The sequence below is a fragment of the Geomonas sp. genome, assembly GCF_056994735.1.
This window is the reverse complement of sequence record NZ_JBXKJL010000361.1, coordinates 1-19146: the sequence shown is the minus strand read 5'-3', so window position 1 is coordinate 19146 and position 19146 is coordinate 1. Positions and strand designations below refer to the sequence as shown.

17 protein-coding genes are annotated in these 19146 nt (G+C 62.3%); all 17 read left to right on the top strand.

The features are described 5' to 3' along the window. Positions 1-2: 2 nt before the first annotated feature. Positions 3-797: a lysophospholipid acyltransferase family protein gene (locus AC11W3_RS15645; RefSeq protein ID WP_484090145.1), complete on the top strand. Its 795-nt coding sequence runs from the start codon at positions 3-5 to the stop codon at positions 795-797. Next, positions 791-2125 carry a phenylacetate--CoA ligase family protein gene (locus tag AC11W3_RS15640; RefSeq protein ID WP_484090144.1) on the top strand — a complete coding sequence of 445 codons (1335 nt, stop codon included), beginning with the start codon at positions 791-793 and terminating at the stop codon, positions 2123-2125. The genes AC11W3_RS15645 and AC11W3_RS15640 overlap by 7 nt, the downstream gene beginning before the upstream one ends. A 347-nt stretch (positions 2126-2472) precedes the next feature. Continuing rightward, complete coding sequence (locus AC11W3_RS15635; RefSeq protein WP_484090143.1) at positions 2473-4059, top strand: HAL/PAL/TAL family ammonia-lyase; 1587 nt, start codon at positions 2473-2475, stop codon at positions 4057-4059. Positions 4060-4197: 138 nt separating this feature from the next. Beyond that, entirely contained in the window at positions 4198-4656 is a 459-nt protein-coding gene (locus AC11W3_RS15630) for a hotdog family protein (RefSeq protein ID WP_484093319.1), read from the top strand. Beyond that, the gene (locus AC11W3_RS15625; RefSeq protein WP_484090141.1) at positions 4653-5267 is read left to right on the top strand and encodes a LolA family protein; all 615 of its coding nucleotides are present in this window, start codon (positions 4653-4655) and stop codon (positions 5265-5267) included. The genes AC11W3_RS15630 and AC11W3_RS15625 overlap by 4 nt, the downstream gene beginning before the upstream one ends. Continuing rightward, a complete protein-coding gene (locus AC11W3_RS15620; RefSeq protein ID WP_484093318.1) occupies positions 5268-8354 on the top strand; it encodes an MMPL family transporter in 3087 nt (1028 codons plus the stop codon). Further along, positions 8347-8733: a 3-hydroxyacyl-ACP dehydratase FabZ family protein gene (locus AC11W3_RS15615; protein WP_484090139.1), complete on the top strand. Its 387-nt coding sequence runs from the start codon at positions 8347-8349 to the stop codon at positions 8731-8733. The genes AC11W3_RS15620 and AC11W3_RS15615 overlap by 8 nt, the downstream gene beginning before the upstream one ends. Then, a complete protein-coding gene (locus AC11W3_RS15610; protein ID WP_484090138.1) occupies positions 8730-9194 on the top strand; it encodes an acyl-CoA thioesterase in 465 nt (154 codons plus the stop codon). The genes AC11W3_RS15615 and AC11W3_RS15610 overlap by 4 nt, the downstream gene beginning before the upstream one ends. A 2-nt stretch (positions 9195-9196) precedes the next feature. Next, positions 9197-10360, top strand: coding sequence for a beta-ketoacyl-[acyl-carrier-protein] synthase family protein (locus AC11W3_RS15605; protein ID WP_484090137.1), 1164 nt, complete (start codon positions 9197-9199; stop codon positions 10358-10360). Next, positions 10360-11067, top strand: coding sequence for a beta-ketoacyl synthase N-terminal-like domain-containing protein (locus AC11W3_RS15600; RefSeq protein WP_484090136.1), 708 nt, complete (start codon positions 10360-10362; stop codon positions 11065-11067). The genes AC11W3_RS15605 and AC11W3_RS15600 overlap by 1 nt, the downstream gene beginning before the upstream one ends. A gap of 274 nt (positions 11068-11341) precedes the next feature. After that, positions 11342-12598, top strand: coding sequence for a B12-binding domain-containing radical SAM protein (locus AC11W3_RS15595; protein ID WP_484090135.1), 1257 nt, complete (start codon positions 11342-11344; stop codon positions 12596-12598). A 358-nt stretch (positions 12599-12956) separates the two neighbouring features. After that, positions 12957-14309 carry a lipid biosynthesis B12-binding/radical SAM protein gene (locus AC11W3_RS15590; protein WP_484089559.1) on the top strand — a complete coding sequence of 451 codons (1353 nt, stop codon included), beginning with the start codon at positions 12957-12959 and terminating at the stop codon, positions 14307-14309. 245 nt (positions 14310-14554) lie between these two features. After that, on the top strand, positions 14555-16003 hold the full coding sequence (locus tag AC11W3_RS15585; protein ID WP_484089558.1) for a B12-binding domain-containing radical SAM protein: 1449 nt from the start codon (positions 14555-14557) through the stop codon (positions 16001-16003). A 256-nt stretch (positions 16004-16259) separates the two neighbouring features. Further along, positions 16260-16514: a phosphopantetheine-binding protein gene (locus AC11W3_RS15580; protein ID WP_484089557.1), complete on the top strand. Its 255-nt coding sequence runs from the start codon at positions 16260-16262 to the stop codon at positions 16512-16514. Then, positions 16511-17695, top strand: a complete 1185-nt coding sequence (locus tag AC11W3_RS15575) for a beta-ketoacyl-[acyl-carrier-protein] synthase family protein (RefSeq protein ID WP_484093317.1) — start codon at positions 16511-16513, stop codon at positions 17693-17695. The genes AC11W3_RS15580 and AC11W3_RS15575 overlap by 4 nt, the downstream gene beginning before the upstream one ends. Next, positions 17692-18774: a beta-ketoacyl synthase N-terminal-like domain-containing protein gene (locus tag AC11W3_RS15570; protein ID WP_484093316.1), complete on the top strand. Its 1083-nt coding sequence runs from the start codon at positions 17692-17694 to the stop codon at positions 18772-18774. The genes AC11W3_RS15575 and AC11W3_RS15570 overlap by 4 nt, the downstream gene beginning before the upstream one ends. Positions 18775-18853: 79 nt before the next feature. Continuing rightward, positions 18854-19146 (top strand): hypothetical protein (locus AC11W3_RS15565; RefSeq protein WP_484093315.1); only part of this gene is annotated, 293 nt, incomplete at its 3' end.

Here is a 19146-nt window from a genome sequence, read left to right as displayed (position 1 = left end):
ACGTGGAAGACAGCGCCGGCCATAGACGACGCCGGGACCTCTCTGGAACGCGCCTGATCCGGGCCTGGCTTTTGAACCTGACCTTCTACCCCCTGATGGCGCTGTGGATCGTGGTGAGCTTCCTGGGGGCGCCGATCTGCCTGCCGTTCCTGAAGCTGCGCAGGGGGTGGAGTTGGGGCCGGGCCATGCGTTTCCTGGTCACCGTCCACGGACACGGCCTGATCGTGATCGTCTCCCCCTTCGTCAGCTTCAGGGGCGAGGACCTCGACCGGATCGAGCGCCCCTGCATCATGGTCGTCAACCACCTCTCGTTTTTCGACAGCTACTTCATGGCCGCCCTCCCCTTCAACGACATCATCTTCGCCGTGGGAGCCTGGCCCTTCAGGATGTACTGGTACACCATGTTCATGAGGCTGGCGCAGTATCTCGATGTGGAAAACAACCGGTGGGAGGACGTGATCCGCACCAGCAAGGACTCCTTCGCGAAGAGCGGCACCGTGCTGTTCTTCCCCGAGGGGCACCGCAGCAAGACCGGGGAGTTGCAGCCTTTCTATTCCGGTGCCTTCAAACTGTCGAAGGAGACGGGGGTGCCGATAGTTCCTCTTTGCATTACCGGCACCGAAACGATGTTGCCGCCGGGGCAGTGGTTCCTGCACCCGACGAGGGTGATCCTCAAGGCGCTGCCGCCGGTTTATCCCGACGAGTTCGAGGGATCGTCAAGCCACCTGAAGATGCGTCGGGAGGTCAGGGACCGGATCGCAAGGACCTTGGAGGAGTTGCAGGGAGAGCCATGCTAGCGGATCTGCCGAAAAGCCAGAGTTGGAACGCGCAAGAGGGGAGAGAGCTCGCGCGGGCCTCGGTCGAGGAAATCGCGGCGAGGCAGGACGCCCTTATCCGTGACCATGTCCGCTACTGTGCTGCGCATTCGCCCTTTTACCGTGGCCTTTTCCGGCGTGCCGGGGTGGCAGCGGAAGAGGTCAAGGGACTGACCGATCTCGGCAGGCTTCCCTTCACCGACAAGACCGATCTCGAGGAGTCCCACGACGGGTTCATTGCCGTCGACCCTGGCGATATCGTCGACCTCTGCCTCACTTCAGGGACGACGGGGAAGCCGGTGGCGATGCTGCAGAGCGCCCGGGACCTGGACAGGCTGACCTACAACGAGGAAATCTCCTTTCTGGGCGCCGGGTTCACCCGCGACGACAGGGTGCTGGTCGCGGCAGCCGTCGACCGCTGTTTCATGGCCGGTCTGGCCTACTTCCTCGGGCTCACCCGGATCGGCGCCACGGCAATCCGCGGCGGCTCCAGCAGCCCGGCACTGCTGATGGAGCTGATCAGGAATTGCCGCCCCACCGCCATTGTGGGAGTACCCTCCCTCATCCTGACCGTCGGCGAGAGGCTGCGGCAGGAGGGAATCGACCCGGCAGGGCTGGGGGTGAGGCGACTGGTCTGTATCGGCGAGCCGATCAGGCGCCAGGACCTCGGTCTCTCCCCGCTGGGCGAGCGCCTGCAGGGAGTCTGGCAAAGCCGGCTCTTCGGCACCTACGCCAGCACCGAGATGGCGACCTCCTTCACCGACTGCGAGTGCGGCCTCGGCGGCCATCTGCACCCGGATCTGATGGCGGTGGAGATTGTTGATGAGCAGGGCACTCCGGTCCCGCCAGGGGAGTACGGCGAAGTGGTGGCCACGCCGCTCGGGGTGACGGGAATGCCGCTTCTGCGCTTCCGCACCGGCGACATCGCCGCCCTCCACAGCGGGCCATGCGCCTGCGGCAGGAATACTCCGCGGCTTGGTCCGGTGGTGGGAAGGAAGAGCCAGATGCTGAAGTACCGGGGTACGACGGTCTATCCGCCGGCGATAACCGCGGTGCTGCAGGGGATGGCTGGGGTCCGTGGGCATTACATCGAGGCATACAGCGAGTTCGCGCTGTCGGACCAGATCCGCGTGGTCGTCGGCAGCAGCGATGCATCACTCACCGGCGAGGGCGTTGCCGACAGAATCGCCGCCGCCATCAGGGTCCGTCCCGAGGTGAGCATCGTGGCCCCGGAGGAGATCGTGAAGAAGACAGTCCGCGATGACAAGCGAAAGCCGGTGGTCTTCTTCGACTACAGGGTTTCCGTTTAGCCAATGCCCCTGCAGTGTCCCCCCTCCCCTAGCGGGAGGAAACCACGTGCGTGCGTGCCTCCCTCTCCCTCCGGGAGAGGGTCGGGGTGAGGGAGGGTGCCATTACCTGGCTGTTTCAGCTTGGCGATGGCTACCCCTGCTAAAGGCAAATCCCCCCTGTCCCCCCTTTGTCAAAGGGGGGGACGTGATGGCAACTCCACTGGAGAGAAGGGCTTACCGGGAGTGATGGCAACTTCACGGGGGGAGAAGCGCTTACCGGGAGAGAATAATATTGGCGTGGCGCCGCCTGTCGGAGTCTCGCCCCAGTTCCCCGTGCAATGAAATTGAAAGCTTGAAAGGAAGGGAAAATGTCTGAACGTCCCACCATTGTTCTCAATGGCTCTGATCTCACTGTCGAAGATATCGTCGCCATCGGCGTCGGTGATAAACAGGTCGCTCTTGACCCGCAGGCTGTCGAGCGCTGCCGCGCCAGCCGGGCGTTCCTGGAGCAGGATGTCGCCGCCCGCCGCATCGTCTACGGCGTCAACACCTCCTTCGGCCCCATGTGCAACAAGATCATCGAGGACTCCGAAATCGAGGCGCTCCAGGTCAACCTGATCCGCAGCCACGCCGCCGGCCTCGGCGACCCCCTCAAACCGTATGTCGCCAACGCCATCATGGCAGTCCGCCTCAACACGCTGGTGAAAGGGTACTCCGGCGTCCGGATCGAGCTTCTCGATTTCATGCAGGACATGGTCAATCGCGGCATCGCCCCCTACATCCCGGAATGCGGCAGCGTCGGGGCCTCCGGCGACCTGATCCACCTCGCCCATCTCGCCCTCACCATCATCGGGGAAGGCAAATCGTATTACCAGAACGAGTTGCACGACACGGCGGAGCTCTTCAAGACCCTCGGCATCACCCCGATGACCCTCAGCTTCAAGGAGGGCATCGCCCTCATGAACGGCACCAGCGCCATGACCGCGCTGGCCGCCTTCGCCCTCTTCGGAGCCAAGAAGCTCCTCAGGGTGGCCTGCGTCACCGGCGCCTTCGCACTGGAAATCTTCGGCGGCATCGACGATGCCTTTGACGAGGACCTGCACCTGGTGAAGCCGCATCCCGGGCAGCTCAAGGTGGCGGAAACCATCAGGAACCTCTACCAGGGCTCCGGCAACATCACCCTCAGGAAGAACATGCACGAGCGAATCCGCGGGGACGAGACCGGGGGGCCGGTCTACGAGACCAGCATCAACGTGCAGGACGTCTACTCCATCCGCTGCACCCCTCAAATCCTCGCGCCTGTCCTGGAAGCCATCGAGGCCGCGACCAAGGTCGTCGAGACGGAGGCAAACTCTTCCAACGACAATCCGATCATCATTCCGGAGAAGAAAAAGATCATTCACGGCGGGAACTTTCACGGCCAGAGCATCGGCTTCGCCATGGACTCGCTCTGCATGGCCATCGCCACCCTCTGCACGCTCTCCGAGAGAAGGATCAACAAGTTCCTCGATCGAAATCTCAACGAGGGGCTTCCCGAGTTCCTGATCCCCGGCACCCTCGGCCTCACCATGGGCTTCATGGGGGCACAGTACCTGGCAACGTCGACCACGGCGGAGAACCGCCAGCTGGCCAATCCCGTAAGCACCAACTCCATTTCCAGCAACGCCTCGAACCAGGATGTGGTGAGCATGGGCACCGTCGCAGCGAGGAAGGCTTTCAAATCTGTCAGTAACGCCAAGCACGTGGTGACTCTCGAAGTGCTGACCGACCTGCAGGCGTTCTCGTTCCGCAATGCCGACAAGCTCGGCAAGGGCACCGCGCGGGTGTATGAGATCTTGAACAAAGACTTCGAAGTCTACGATAACAAGCGTATTTTCCACGACGACCTGGTGAAGCTAAGGAAGCTCCTCTTCTCCAGCCAAGTGTTCGACGATCTCGAGATCTACTGGAGCTAAGTGCGTAACCATTTCCCCTTTCAAAGGGCCACGATTCTCCCCCCTTGACAAAGGGGGGTCGGGGGGGATTTTCAGTCTCGGCACCAGCGAAATCCCCCTAAAGCCCCTTTTACCAAGGGGGACTTTCAAGGAAGCAGCATGAAGCTTGATCTGACATTGCCGATGGCGGCAGAAAGCCTGGTCCCCCACCGCCCGCCGATGCGGCTGATCGACACACTCCTGTCATGGAATGGATCGACCGGCGAGGTGGAGGCCACCCCCGGCGCAGAGTGTATTCTCGTCGGAGCCGACGGGGTCCTTGACGAAGCGGCGCTGGTCGAGCTGCTGGCGCAGGGATACGCGGCGGTGAAGGGATACGACGATCTGCTGCAGGGAAGGGAAGTCTCGGAAGGCTACCTGGTGGGCGTGAGAAGGTTCCGCGTGACAGGCAGGGCAGTCGCCGGGGAAAGGCTCCTGGTGCGGATCAGGACCGTCGGAAGCTTTGAGGGGTTTGCCGTCGCCGAAGGCGAGGTTGAACGCGGCGGGGAGATCATCGCCGCCGGCACACTCAAGCTCTGGATCGCCAATCGGGGCGCTGCCGGAGGGGGTGCGGCATGAAAAAGATCCTCCTGCTCATCTCGTTCGCACTGTTCATCGCCGCAACTCCCTGCACCGCCGCCGGCGACCCTGCGGTGCTGGCTTCCCTGGAGAAGACCGCGGGTGGGGCGACTACCCTTGCCAGCGACTTCGTTCAGGAAAAGCACCTGAGCATGTTCAAGACCGTCCTCACCTCGAAGGGCCGCTTCTACTTCAGCAAGCCCGACAAGCTGCGCTGGGAGCTGACCGCGCCGGTGGCCTCGGGCTTCGTCTTGAAAGGCGAAAAAGGGCGTCGCTGGCATGAGCGGACCGGCCGCACCGAGAGCTTCCAGATCAGCCAGGAACCTGTGATGAAGCTCGTTTCCGACCAGCTCTTCGCCTGGGCCCGCGCCGATTTCAGCTGGCTTAAGCGGGAGTACCGGATCACGGTCGTGACCGAGTCCCCGGCGTCACTCCGGCTCGAGCCCCGCTCCGCCGCTGCCGCCGGCTTCCTGCGCCACCTGTTGATCAACTTCAGCGCCGACGGCCGGTACGTGAAGAGCGTCGAGGTGCACGAGAAAGACGGCGACTTCACCCGGATCAGGTTCGTCAACACGTCAGTCAACAAGCCCCTGCAGGCGGACCTCTTCTAGATGCCGGTTCCGTCCTGCCAGCTGTTCGAGCGGCTGTACCGCTACCTCGTACCGCGCCGCAAGCTCCTTTTCGGGGCCACCCTGCTGGTCGTCGTAATGGGGTGTCTGGCCACGACGAAAGCGCGTATCCAGGAAGATATAGTTGCCATGCTCCCGGACGATGGCTCGGCCGTGGCACAGGACTTCCACCTGCTCCAGCTGGCCCCGTTCACCCGGAAGATCGTTATCACCGTCAAAGCCGGAGGCACTGACCCCGCGGCCCTGACTGAGGCGACTGACAGATTGGCGCAGGCCCTCGCCGAAGGAGGCGTCGGCAAGGTGACGACCGGCCCGGCAGACATGTCCGGCGGCATCTTCGGCTGGCTCGGGCGCGCCCTTCCAAGCCTTGCCACAGGCGACGACCTCTCCAGGCTCGCTGCCGCCACGACCGGCCCCGAAGTCCGGAAGCGGCTCAGGCAAAGCTACGAGCAGCTCCTCTCCCCCGAGGGATGGGCGCTGAAGGGGAGCATCCAGAACGACCCCCTCTCCTTCTCGGCCGTTGCCCTGGAGAAGATGCGCTTTCTGAACATGATCCCGAACATGCGGCTGGTGAACAACCACTTCGTCTCGGCCGACGGGAAGAGCGCGCTGATCTTCATCGACAGCACCGTAGCGATGACCGATTCGGCCGGATCGAGGGATCTCCTGGGGCGGATCCAGAAGGCGGTGGCGGCGGCGGTCCCCCGGCAGATGAGCGCGACGGTCCTGTGCGGGCACAGCTACACCTTGGTAAATGCCGACACCATCAAGCGGGACCTGGCCGTGGTGCTGACGGTGAACACCATCGCGGTGCTCGCCATCTACATCATCTTCCTGCGCAGCCTGAGCGCGATCTTCGTCTTCCTGGTCCCCTCGTCTATCCTGGTGATCGCCTCGGGGATGATCGCCCTTTACCAGGGGAATGTCTTCGCCCTCACCCTCGGCTTCGGCGGAGTCCTGCTGGGGATCGCGGACGAATACGCGATGCTGATCTACTTCTCCTGCAGGCAGGGGGGGAAGGACATAGGCACCATCACCGGGGAGGTGGCCCGTCCGGTACTTTTTGGCGCGGCGGCAACCCTGATCTCCTTCGGAGTGATGCTGACCTCGAGCCTTCCGGGGCAGCGACAGCTGGCGATCTACAGCATGACGGGAATAGTCGCCTCGCTGCTGATCTCGCTGATCGTGCTGCCCCACCTGATCAAGCCGGCGCCGGAGGGGAAGGTCCCTCTCGGAAACCTGATGCCGCAATGGCAGCTGCCACGGCGCGCGGTGATCTGGTGCTGGTTGATCATCCTTGCCATCTGCGGCTGGCAGGCGACAAAGATCCGCTTCAACGGCGACCTCAGGGCCATCAACCTGGTGACCCCGGAGCTGCGTCAGGCAGAAGCAGAGCTGACGAAGACCTGGGGCGACATGCGCGGCAAGGCTATCATCTTTGCCGAGGGAAAGGACCTCGATGCCGCGTTGTCGCTGAACGAGCGGCTCTTCGCGCGCATCTCCGGGAAACTCCCGGCCGGCGAACTGGTGAGCATTGCACCTCTTTTGCCAGGTCAGCTGAGACAGCAGGCGAACCTGGAGCGCTGGAAGGAGTTCTGGCGTGACGGCCGGGCAGACCATCTCGCTGCCGACCTCGGCCGCGAGGGCGCGACCATCGGCTTTACCAAGGCTGCGTTCGCCCCGTTCCTTTCGGGCCTCAAGGACCCCGGTCCCGGCGTCACGGTCGAATCCCTTCGCGAGGCGGGAGTGGCGGAGCTGGTCGATTCGATGATCGTTAACTCTGCCGGAGTAGTGCGCGTGCTGACCCTTGTGCCCGATACCCCACAGGTGCTGGCGGCACTCGATCCGGATCTGAAGGCGCTCCCCGGAGTCCACCTGGTTTCACAGGGACGCTTCGGCGATAACGTCGGGCGGGCCATCGTCAACGACTTCAGCCGGTACATGGTGGTCACGTCGGTACTGGTCTTTGGTTTGGTTGTGGCCCTCTTCAGAAAGCCCACCCGGATCATGCTGGTCCTGGTGCCGGTGGTAACCGGGATCATCTGCATGCTCGGCATCATGGGGATGCTCGGACTGGAGTTCAACATCTTCAACATTGCCGCCACCATCCTGATCATCGGCCTGTGCGTGGACTACGGCATCTTCATGGTCTGCAAGCTGACCGAGGGCTCCAGCCACGCCGCCAACCGGGCAGTGCTGGTATCCGGGCTGACGACGTTGGCAGGTTTGGGGGCGCTGGCTTTGGCAGAGCACCCGTCGATGCACTCCATCGGCATCACCGTGCTCCTGGGCATCGGCACCGGCATCCCCGCCGCACTCCTGGTGATCCCGGCCATCTGCTTCCCCCACCCCCCTGCCCCCTCCCTCCGGGGGAGGGGGAGATTCCCATACGGGTCTGAGACGGTAACAAAAGCGTTCCTGGCCTTGCTCCTCCTGCTCCTCACCGCCTGCAGCACGGTCCCTTTCAAGGCGACCGAGCTGACTCCGGTGCCGCCGAGGACCGCGGCCGAACTCTGCGATGGGCTCTGGACCGGGAAGCTGGGGAGCGTCCTGATCCGCCAGTCGGCTCTATTCGAGCTGCATGGCCTGCGGGTTCCGCTCGCCGGGGTCATGAAGCTGGACTCGACGACGGGGACGGCCCGGCTGGTGGGAATGAACGACATGGGGGTGAAGCTCTACGACATCTCCGTGGACCGCACCTCCAGCAAGGCCAATTTCGTGATGCCGGAGTTGGACCGTTACCCGGCCTTCGCCGAGGCCGTCGGCAACTCCGTCCGCAGGATCTTTCTTGATCCAGTCCCCTCTCCGGGGGACGCCCTGCTGGCTGACCCGACCAGTTACCGGCTCACCCATGAAAGTGGCGACGGGAAGATCAACTTCCTTTTCGGCGGGGCTGGCGCGCAGATGCTGGAAAAGAGCTGTCGAGGCAAGGCCTCCTGGCGGGTCCGCTACTTCCAGTACCAGCCCATGACCGGAAAGCTGATTCCCGAGGGCATTGTGCTGGATGACGACCGGGCGGGGTACCGCCTGACGATTTGGATAGAAAGCGTGGAACAGAGCGATGAATAGGATCTTGCAGGAAATAGCAGCGGCCTCGGTCGGCGCGGTCACCACCGACGAAGCCGAAACCATCGAGGGACGTTATCTCTTCACACCCGACTTCTCCGGATTCGGCGGCCATTTCCCGGACCACCCCATTCTTCCCGCCATCGTTGAGGTGCTCATCGCAGTGTCACTGGTCGGCAGGCACGAAGGATCGAGACAGCGGCTGGTGGCGATCGATGACGCCAAGTTCCTCACCCCGGTCCTACCGGAGCAGGTCATAGTGGCCAGGTGCCGGCCGAAAACGGTGAAGGGGAAGCTCCTCTGGGACGCGCAGCTATCGGTGGAGGGCACCACGACGGCGACCATGCTGGTCGAACTGGAGCCGGCGGAGGAGCGTCAATGACCAAAGGTTATTTCAAGCTCCAGGAAGGTGCCCCTGCGCCTCTCCGGGCGATTGCGGAACGGACGGTACGGTTCGAGGAGGTTGATCCTCTCAACGTGGTCTGGCACGGACGCTATCCGAGTTACTTTGAGGATGCCCGCCAAGTCTTCGGGGATAAGTACGGCATCTCCTATATGGATCTCTATGAGCGTGACATCTTCACTCCCATCAAGAAGATGCACGTCGATTACTCCCGTCCCCTCCGCTTCCCGGACCGTTTCACCATCGAGGCGGTACTGCATTGGACCCCGGCGGCGCGGCTCGATTTCGAGTACATCATCAGGAACGAGGCAGGCGAGATCGCCACAACGGGATACACGGTGCAGATGATGGTCGACCGCCAGCTCAACACCCTCCTCCTCCCGCCGCCGTTCATAAGGGAATTCTTCGACAGGTGGAAAGAAGGAGCCTTCGCGGGGTAGGTATGAGCCTTTACCATTCACCATTCACCATTCACCATTCACGCCCTGTGATAACGGCCGCCCAGACGGTGACCGGGCTGGGACCGGACCTGGAGAGCCTCTGGCAGGGGACGCTGGCAGGGAAGACGGCGATCCGGCCGCTGGAGCGCTTCGACACCAGCCGGTACCTCTCTCCTGACGCATCGTGGATCGGCGGGCTCGATGGCAAGGATGGCCGCTCGGGCATCTATCCCCTTCTGGAGCGCCTTTTGGACGGCTTCGGACCGGTGCCTGCCGATGCAACCCTGATTACCGCCAGCACCAAGGGGTGCGTCGACCTGATGGAAAGGGTCAATTGCGGTGGTGCCGGCGATCCTGGCAACGTGCCGATGGCCGCGCTCCTCTCATGGCTGTCGACGAAATTCGGGTTAGCCTCCACCGGGATAAACATCAACGCGGCCTGCGCCTCATCGACCATCGCGGTGGCGCGGGGAGCGTCGATGATCGCGTCAGGGAGAAGCGAGGCGGTGCTGGTGGTCTGCATGGACCTGGTCAGCGAGTTCGTCTTTTCGGGATTCTCCGCGCTGCAGGCGCTTTCTCCGCAGCCCTGCCGCCCGTTCGACCGCAACCGCAATGGCCTCACCCTCGGGGAAGGCGCCGCCGCACTCCTTTTGATGAGCAGCGAGCGGGCGCGCCGAGAAGGCCGACCAGTCCTCGGCGTCGTAGCCGGCTGGGGCGCTGCCAACGATGCCACCCATATCACGGCTCCCGCCCGGGACGCCTGCGGCCTCATCCAGACGGTGAACCAGGCGCTTCAAAGGGCCGCGATCGAGCCCGACGACATCGCCGCCATCAGTGCCCACGGCACGGCGACGGTGTACAACGACCAGATGGAGCTGACCGCTTTCCGCTCCGTCTTCGGGGACCGTAAGCTCCCGATGAACTCCATCAAGGGCGCCATCGGCCACACCTTGGGCGCAGCCGGGGGGATCGAGATCGCGCTCGGGCTCAAATGCCTGGAGGCAAAGCTCCTTCCGCCGACCATCGGGATGCTCGATCCGGAAGAAGTCGGGGAAGGCCTTGTCAGCTCGTCTGCGCAACAGATAACCGGCTCCTGTCTTCTTAGCACCAATTCCGGCTTCGGGGGCGTCAACGCCGCCGTGGTACTGAGCCGGGGGGAGGGATGATGGAGGCTTACCTTACCGGCATAGGCTGGGTCACCGGGGACGGTATCGGCTGTGGCAGGGAGGGTGGCCGGTGCCGCTTCAGCGAGAAGCCCCTTCCGGCCCTGACGCGCAAGGACGTATTCCCGCAGCCCAACCAGCGCTTCGGCCGCATGTCAGAGTATGCAAAGGTGGGAATCGCTGCGATTGCCTTCGCCCTGCGAGACGCCGGCCTTGAAGCCTGGGAAACGAAGCGCCCCATCGGGGTGGTTGCCGCCAGCCAACTCGGCTGCCTCGCCACTGACGTGGACTATCACCAGACGGTGCTGGTCGACGGCGGCGGACTGGCCAGCCCGAACCTCTTTGCCTACACCCTGGCCAACTGTTTCCTGGGCGATGCCGCCATTCAGTTCGGGTTAACAGGCTCGTCCATCGCGATCAATGAGACGCGGGCAGGGTTGGACGCGTTGCGGGTCGCCCTGGAAGATCTGGCCATGGGTGAGTCACCGACGATGCTGGCTGGGATTTGCGACCTGCCTGCGCCGCACCCTTTCGAAGTGGAAGCGCTGCAGCCGGGTGCGGTTTTCCTGGTGCTCTCGTCAGAGCCGAATCCGGCGGTAGAGAGTTACGGCACCGTCACCCTGTCCGATGATGGCAGAGTCGTCTTTGGCATGTCGGAGATGGGAAGCATAATCGAATTGATCCAAGCCGCGCTATCGGGGAGGACCTGATCCTCCCGCTTTGAAAAAGGCCCTTTCATTCCTCCCCCTTCGTAAAAGGCATTTTCATTCCTCCCCCCTTTGAAAAAGGGGGGTCGGGGGGGATTTTACGGTGTTGGCGCCAGCTTAAAAATCCCCCTAAATCCCCCTTTTGCAAAGGGGGACTTCCCTTGCAAAGGGGGACTTTCAGATTAAGTAGCGGTACCAAGGTGATGCGGGGCAGGTTTCTCCATCCCCTTCATCCTGTCCATCCCTGTTAAACGCCTTTTTTTAAAGGAAGTTATACATGAACATGATCCTGATTTACCCGAGCTGGCCGAAGCTCGACCGCCAGACCGAGTTTCACCTCCCGCCCCACGGGCCGGTCGTTTTTGCCTCCTGCGTCCCTCCTGAGGTGGAGCTGACCTTCATCGACGAGAACCTGGAGCGGATCGACTTCGATACCCCCTACGACCTGGTCAGCATCTCCGTCATGCTCACCTGCCAACTCCCGCGCGCCTTCGAAATCGCTGTCGAGTACAGGAAGCGCGGAATTCCGGTCATCTTCGGCGGCATAGCCACCATGCTCCACGCCGAAGAGGTCGCCCTGCATGCCGACTCCGTCTTTCTCGGCGAGGCTGAAGGCCGTTTTGCCGCAGTGGTGGATGACTTCAAGGCGGGCCGCCTGAAAAAGCTCTACAACTACATGGACAACCCGCCGCACGAGAACCTTATCGGGACCGCGCGCAGGGAGATCCTCAACCGTGAGCTCTACAACTACCGCGGCGTGCAGATGCTCGACCTGGTCCATGCCTCCCGCGGCTGCAAGTTCGACTGCTTCCCCTGCTGCACCGGCTTCCTCGGCGGCAAGAGCTTCCGCCCCCGCCCCATCGACAAGGTGATCGAGGAGATGGAGGCGATCCAGAACAATCGACTCTTCATCGTGGACAACTCGCTCGCCCAGGACCGCCAGTGGCTGATCGATCTCTTCACCGCGATGGCGCCGCTGAAGAAGAAATGGGTCTCCCACCCGATCATGGACGACGACCAGATCCTCAAGCTCGCCGCCGATGCTGGGGCGTGGTACGTCTACCAAGCCGTCTTCGACACTTCCGACGTCATCCGCAACAGGATCAAGCGCCTCAAGGATCACGGCATCGGCATCGAGGGGACCATCCTGCTGGGGACCGACGAGCAGGATGAGGACTATATCAAGCGGCTGGTCGACTTCCTGATGGAGGTAGAGCTGGACGTGGCGGAATTCACCATCATGACGCCCTTCCCGCACTCCCCCTGCCGGACCCAGCTCGAGCGCGAGGGTCGGCTGTTGAGCAGCAACTGGAAGGACTATTCCGCCGACAAGGTGGTATTCCAGCCCAAGCGCATGACCCCGGAGAAGCTCCAGGAGATGTACCACTATGCCTGGGATACCTTCTACGCCGATGGCGGCCACCAGCTGAAGATGGGGAACCTGTTCCGGCAGGTGATCCAGCGCGAGATGGCGGATGACACCTACTACCGCTACAACCCGCGCCGGAAACGGACCTTCAACAAGGCTAAGTAACAACAAGTTTGCGCCCTTCGACAGGCTCAGGGCGAACGGATCTATAACGCCGCGGAATGCGTCCCCCTCTCCCTTGCAGTAACGGGGCGTCCCCCTCTCCCTTGCGGTAACGGCATCCCAACGTCCCCCCCTTGTCAAAGGGGGGACAGGGGGGATTTGCCTTTCGTGCTGCATCTATTGCAGGGCATGGAGAAGCCCTTCGACAGGCTCAGGGCGAACGGATGCAGATGGTTCAGTAGGATACCGGCCTGAACAAACCGGGGGAATTTCTTGAGCTGTGTGTAACCGTTCGTGCTGAGCCTGTCGAAGCACGCATTCTCCCTGGGTTTCGAGCTGCAGAAAATCGCATTGGAGCATGATGAAACGCATTCTGCTGGTCTCCTCGAACGTCACCACCGAGCCCTATCCGGTCTATCCGCTGGGCGTCGCGGTCATCTCGGCGGCACTTGCGGCCGAGGGGCACGAACTGGATCAGTTCGATTTCCTGGCGTCGGGAGAGTCCGAGGCGCAGCTGCGCGAGCGGGTGGCCGCGTTCGCGCCCGATTTCATCTGCATCTCGATCCGCAACCTCGACAACTGCGACTCTCTGAGCACCAGCACTTTTCCTGAGACGACCCGACGGCTGGTACAAATCGTCCGTGAAGGGTCGAGAGCGCCGGTTATCATCGGTGGGCCCGCCTTCTCCATCATGCCGGAGGAGATCCTCAACTACACCGGGGCTGACTACGGGATCATCGGCGAAGGGGAGCGCCTGCTCTGCGGCCTGGTTCGCGACTTGTCGCAGGGAATCAACCCTCCAAGACTCTTGCGAGGCGAGCGGCTGCTTGACGGCCACGAGATGGCTTCACCCCTTTACTCGAAGGAGCTGATCGGCTTCTACCTCGAAAAGAGCGGGATGATCAACCTGCAGACCAAGCGCGGCTGCCCGCACGCCTGCATCTACTGCAGCTATCCGACCCTGGAGGGGAGGAGCTTCCGCTGCAGGGACCCGCGGGCCGTCGTCGACGACCTGGAGCGTGCCAAGCTGGAGCACGGCGCGGAAAGCTTCTTCTTCACCGACTCGGTCTTCAACGACGCCAACGGCCACCACCTGGCGATTGCTGAAGAAATTGTCCGTCGGGAGCTAACGGTAAGCTGGTGCTGCTACATGCGCCCGCAAGGTGTGAGCAGGCAGGATCTCTCCCTGATGAAGCGGGCCGGCCTCCAGGCTGTCGAGCTTGGGACTGACGCAGCCACCGATACGACGCTTAGGTCACTGGGGAAGGGATTCTCGTTTCAGGACGCGCTGGAGGTGAACGAATCCTGCGTCGCCGAAAGAATTCCCTGCGCCCACTTCGTCATGTTTGGCGGTCCCGGGGAAACGATGGAAACGGTTGCCGAAGGGCTGAAGAACCTGCAGCAGTTGGATCATTCTGTAGTCTTCGCTTTTTCCGGAATCCGGATCCTGCCGGGGACGCCGCTGGTGGCGCTGGCAGTGCGGGACGGGATCATCGCTGAAGGCTCTGACCTGCGCGAGCCGGCCTACTACCTGTCGCCGGGCGTGGATGTGCCGGCGATGAACGAGATGATCGGCAAGGCGTTCAAGGGGAAGCGCGACAGGGTTTTCCCCCCTACGGAAGGGCAGAAGCGCCTGGCGATCATGCACCGCTTCGGTTACCGCGGTCTGCTGTGGGATACGCTGATCAGGTTCCCGAAGGACCCAGGAGCCTAGACGGCGGCTGATGGGCACACCTTCCCCCCGCATCCTCCCTCATGTCCCCCCTCCTTGAGGGAGGGGGCGAGGGGGTGGGGTAGGGTGCCATGGTGTGTGCTGGTGGCAAGGCTCACCAAGTCCTCGGGCATCTAAAACCCAATCCCCCCTGCCCCCCTTTTTCAAGGGAGGAGCTAAAGACAGCGGCGGAAGGGGATAGTCTAACTGAATGAAGATCGGCCGCTAGCTGCGATAAAGGACCTACGATGCTGAACAACAAGAAAATCCTCCTGGTGCATCCGCTGGGCTACCGCGCTGACGCGGCGGGACATGACATCTCACGCATCGCCAACATAATGCCCCCTCTGGGATTGGCCAGCATCGCCGCTTACCTGGAGCAGCGCGGGACGCATGCGGACATCATCGACTGCTACGCCCGCCCCGATTCCGACCGAGCCATACGCGATTACCTGCTGGCGGAAAAGCCGGCCTTCATCGGCCTTAGCTGCACGACCTCCAGCTTCCTCGACGGCATCCGCATCGCCCAGATGGCCCATCATGCCGTCCCCGGCATAAAGGCAGTCTTCGGAGGCCCGCACGTCTCGGCGCTCAAGGAACAGCTCTTCCCCAGCTTTCCCGACCTCGACATCACCGTCGTCGGAGAGGGCGAGGAGACCATGGCAGAGCTTATCGCCAAGGGGCTCGACGATCCCGCATCGGTGAAAGGGATCATCTATCGCAATGGGAACGAGGGCTGCTTCACCGGGTTCAGGGAAAAGGCGCTGGTGCTGGACGACCTCCCCTTCCCGGCCTACGAGAAGCTTGCTGGATACCCGCACTCCTACATGCTGCCGATCTTCAACTACCCGCAGACCCCGAACACCAGCTGCATTTCCAGCCGCGGCTGCCCCTACGCCTGCAGCTACTGCGACCGCTCCGTCTTCCGCCGCAGCTTCCGCTATAACTCGGCGGAATATCTGTACGAGCACCTTCGCTACCTGAGTGAGCGTTTCGGCATCCGGCACATCAACTTCTACGACGACCAGTTCACCTTCAATCGGAAGCGGGTCGAAGATTTCACGGGCATGATGATCGACCGGCCGCTCGGGATGACCTTCAACTGCGCCGTGCGCGCCGAACACATCGACCCCGAGCTGGTCACCCGGATGCGTAAGGCCGGATGCTGGATGATGAGCCTCGGCATCGAGACCGGCGACGAGGAACTCCTCGCCCAGCACCGCCAGAACGCCGACCTCGACCACCTGGCCCAGAAGATCCGCATGATCAAGGACGCGGGGCTGCGCACCAAGGGGCTCCTCATGATGGGCCTCCCGGGGGAGACGGAGGCAAGCATCCGTCGCTCGATGAAGTATGTCTTCTCGCTGCCGATCGACGACTTCAACCTGGCCAAGTTCACCCCTTTCCCCGGCTCGCCCATCTACGACAATATTCATGAGCTGGGGGAATTCGACGAGGATTGGGAAAAGATGGACTGCATGAACTTCCAGTTCATCACCAAGGGCATGACACGGGAGCGGCTGGAAGAGCTCTTCAACGAGTTCTACGCCACGCACTTCAAGCGCCCCAAGGTGCTCTGGGGTTATTTCGCCATGCTCTGGCGCTCACCCGACAGTTGGATCCGCTTCTTCAAGAACTTCGGCTCTTTTATCAAGTTCACCAAGACATCCAACAGGCTGATGGAGGAGAAGAAATAGCAGCTTTTCAATTGCGTGCTTCTACAAGCTCAGCACGAACAGGTACGTAGTTTGAAACCTTGAAAGATGGAGGTGTCATCTGTATTATGAGGCACCTTTTGACAGAAACCGAATTGACCCCTTCGACAAGCTCAGGGTGAACCCTTTGACGAAATCAGACTGAGCGGCCGTTCGTGCTGAGCCTGTCGAAACACGAAAAAAATTTGTTAGCAAGAAATGAACGAGCAGTCTGTCCGGGTGTGAAGGAGCCGTTGAAATGGAAACGAAAGAGAAGTTGAAAAACATTCTGATACAGGATCTCAACCTTGAAGAGCTGACGCCTGATGAGATCGAAGACGACGCACCGCTGTTCGGCGAGGGGCTGGGCCTGGACTCGCTCGACGCTGTCGAGCTCGTGGTGCTGGTGCAGAAGCATTTCGGGCTGGAGATAAAGGACATGGAAGAAGGCCGTACCGCCTTCCAGTCCGTCAACGCCCTCGCCGCCTATATCGACGGTCGCCTCGCGGCATGACGCACCCCTGGCCTGTCGCCATAACCGGTCTCGGATGCATCTGCGCCGCCGGTAACAGTGTCGATGCCTGCATGGAATCCCTCTATGGAGGCAGCCGCGCGCCGGTTCCACCGTCACGTTTCGGCAGCGACCACCCGACCCGCTACCCCGTCTTCGAGGTTCCCGATTTCACCGAGCCGCCGGAGTTGTTGAGGACCAGCGCCTTGGGCCTCCACGCAGCCAGGGAGGCTATCGCCGATGCAGGGCTCGATATCGAGACACTTGGCGCCCTGCGGGTCGGAGTCTGCGTTGGCACCACGGTCGGCAGCGCCATGAACAACGAAGCATTCTGCCGGGAGTATCGTGCCGGCAAGACTCCGGATCTCTTCCCGATAGAGCGGATCCTGCGCAGCAATCCCGCAGCCGTCATCGCCCGGGAATTCGGCTTCACCGGCCCCTGCCAGACCGTGGTCAACGCCTGCGCTTCAGGGACCGACGCGGTCGGCCTCGCCGCCTCGTGGATCAGGGGGGGGACATGTGATGTTGCCATTGCCGGCGGTGCCGACGAGTTGGGGAGGATCACCTACAACGGCTTCATCTCCCTCATGATAACCGACGAGTCCCCCTGCAGGCCTTTCGATCAAGGCCGCAAGGGTCTAAACCTCGGCGAGGGCGCCGGTATGCTGGTGCTCGAATCGGAAGCGGTGCAGGCACGGCGCGAGAAGAAGGCCCGCTCCTACGTCCTGGGATACGGGTCCGCCTGCGACGCCTACCACCTCACCGCTCCCAGGCCGGACGGAGAAGGCCTCCGCAGCGCCATCGCCGAGGCCCTTGCCTGCTGCGATATTCCCGCGGACGCAATCGCCTTCGTCAACGCCCACGGCACCGGCACTCCCGACAACGACCGGGTGGAAAGCAGGGTGCTGGCCGACCTCCTCCCCGGCGTCCCTTTCCTGTCTACCAAGGGCTACACGGGTCACACCCTCGGCGCTGCCGGCGGAATCGAGGCGGTTTTCACCGTAGCCTGCCTGGAGCGGGGGATGCTTCCAGGCAATGCCGGATTCAGCACACCCGATCCGGAGCTGGGGGGATCGCCGGTCGAGAAGTGCAGCGGCATTGAAGGAACAGTGGCGCTATCTGAGTCCTTGGCCTTTGGCGGGAACAACTCGGTGATCATACTCGGCAAAAGGGGCACGGAATGACTCGGATGCTGGTAAAAGGCATCGGTGTAAGCGGCGGCTTCGGTTGCGGCGTGGCCGAGTTGGCCGAGGCTTTGAGAAGCGGCACCAGCCAGATCTCCAGCCTTACCATTCCGGTGGCTGACGGGTCGGTGCAACTGCCGGCCTTCCGCGCTCAGACCGAGCGGCTGGAGGATTTCGCCGCGAGGCGGACCCTGAGGAGAATCGACCGCTACTCGAAGCTCAGCCTCCTCGGGGCGCACCTCGCGCTTCAGGACGGCGGCATGCTGGGCGCCGACCTCAGCCGCCTGGGCGTCATCGTGGCCAGCGGCTACGGAGCCACCGCAACCACCTTCGCCTTTCTCGATTCGATCATAGCCGACGGCGACATCTGCGCCTCCCCTACCCATTTCGCCAATTCGGTCCATAACTCCGCCGCCGCGAACATTTCTATCATGCTGGGCGCCAAGGGGCCGAGCCTGACGGTCAGCCAGTTCGAAATGTCCGTCCCTTCAGCTCTGACAACTGCGGATCGGTGGCTTGAGGAGGGGAGAGTCGACGCCGTCCTGCTGGGAGCCGTCGATGAGCTCTCGGACCTGATCGGATACCTGTGGTACCGTCAGCATGGCCCGGTCCAGGAGCGGATCGTTTCTCCTCTCTCCTTCGATCAGGAAAGTTCCGTTTTGGGCGAAGGCGCGGCGTTCCTGCTGCTGACGCGGGGAGAGAGCGGCGAAGGCTATTGCGCCATAGACTCCGTAGACATGGGATGTCTTTATGGCTCGAAGTTATCGATTCCTTCGGATGCGCTGCTCGTTCTCGGTGCCGATGGCAGAAGGGATCTTGGTAGTCGCTACCGTGCCGCCATCCCGGATGGATCGCGTGTCGCCTGTTATGCCCCTCTGTACGGCACGACACCTGCGGCAGCAGGTTTTGATCTCGCCTGTGCGGCGCTGGTTCTGCAGCAAGGGAAGGCCTTCCCACTGGCAGGCGCTGCCGGATGTGACCTTCAAGGCAAGCCGGTTTCTCTTGAGACGGAGCGTATCTGTGCGCTGAGGTTCGCCGGCAATAGCGATTACGCCAAGATAAAACTGTCCCGCTTGTAGGAGCGCCCTTCCGGGCGCGAACCTTCGCGGCAGAAACCGCCGGAGAGAGGATGCACGCGTTACGAAACGATCAAGCTACATGACTGCGCGCATCCTCTTTCAGACGATAATGTCGGGCCTGCTTCTTGGACTTCTGGCACCGCCGTGCCTTGCCTCAACGGCCGCGCCGGTAGCCGTATCGGCACCGTCGACTGTCTCAGATGCTGGCGCCAGTAATACCCAAGCCGTTGCGGAAGAGATATCGCTGCCGAACCAGTACGCCCTGTCGGCGGAGTATGGCTACGCCTTCGACCCGAGGCGTGACATCAGCTTCATGATGGCCAGATTTTCCGCCGTTTATGACTACGGCACCGTTTGGCGCCAGGATCGCCC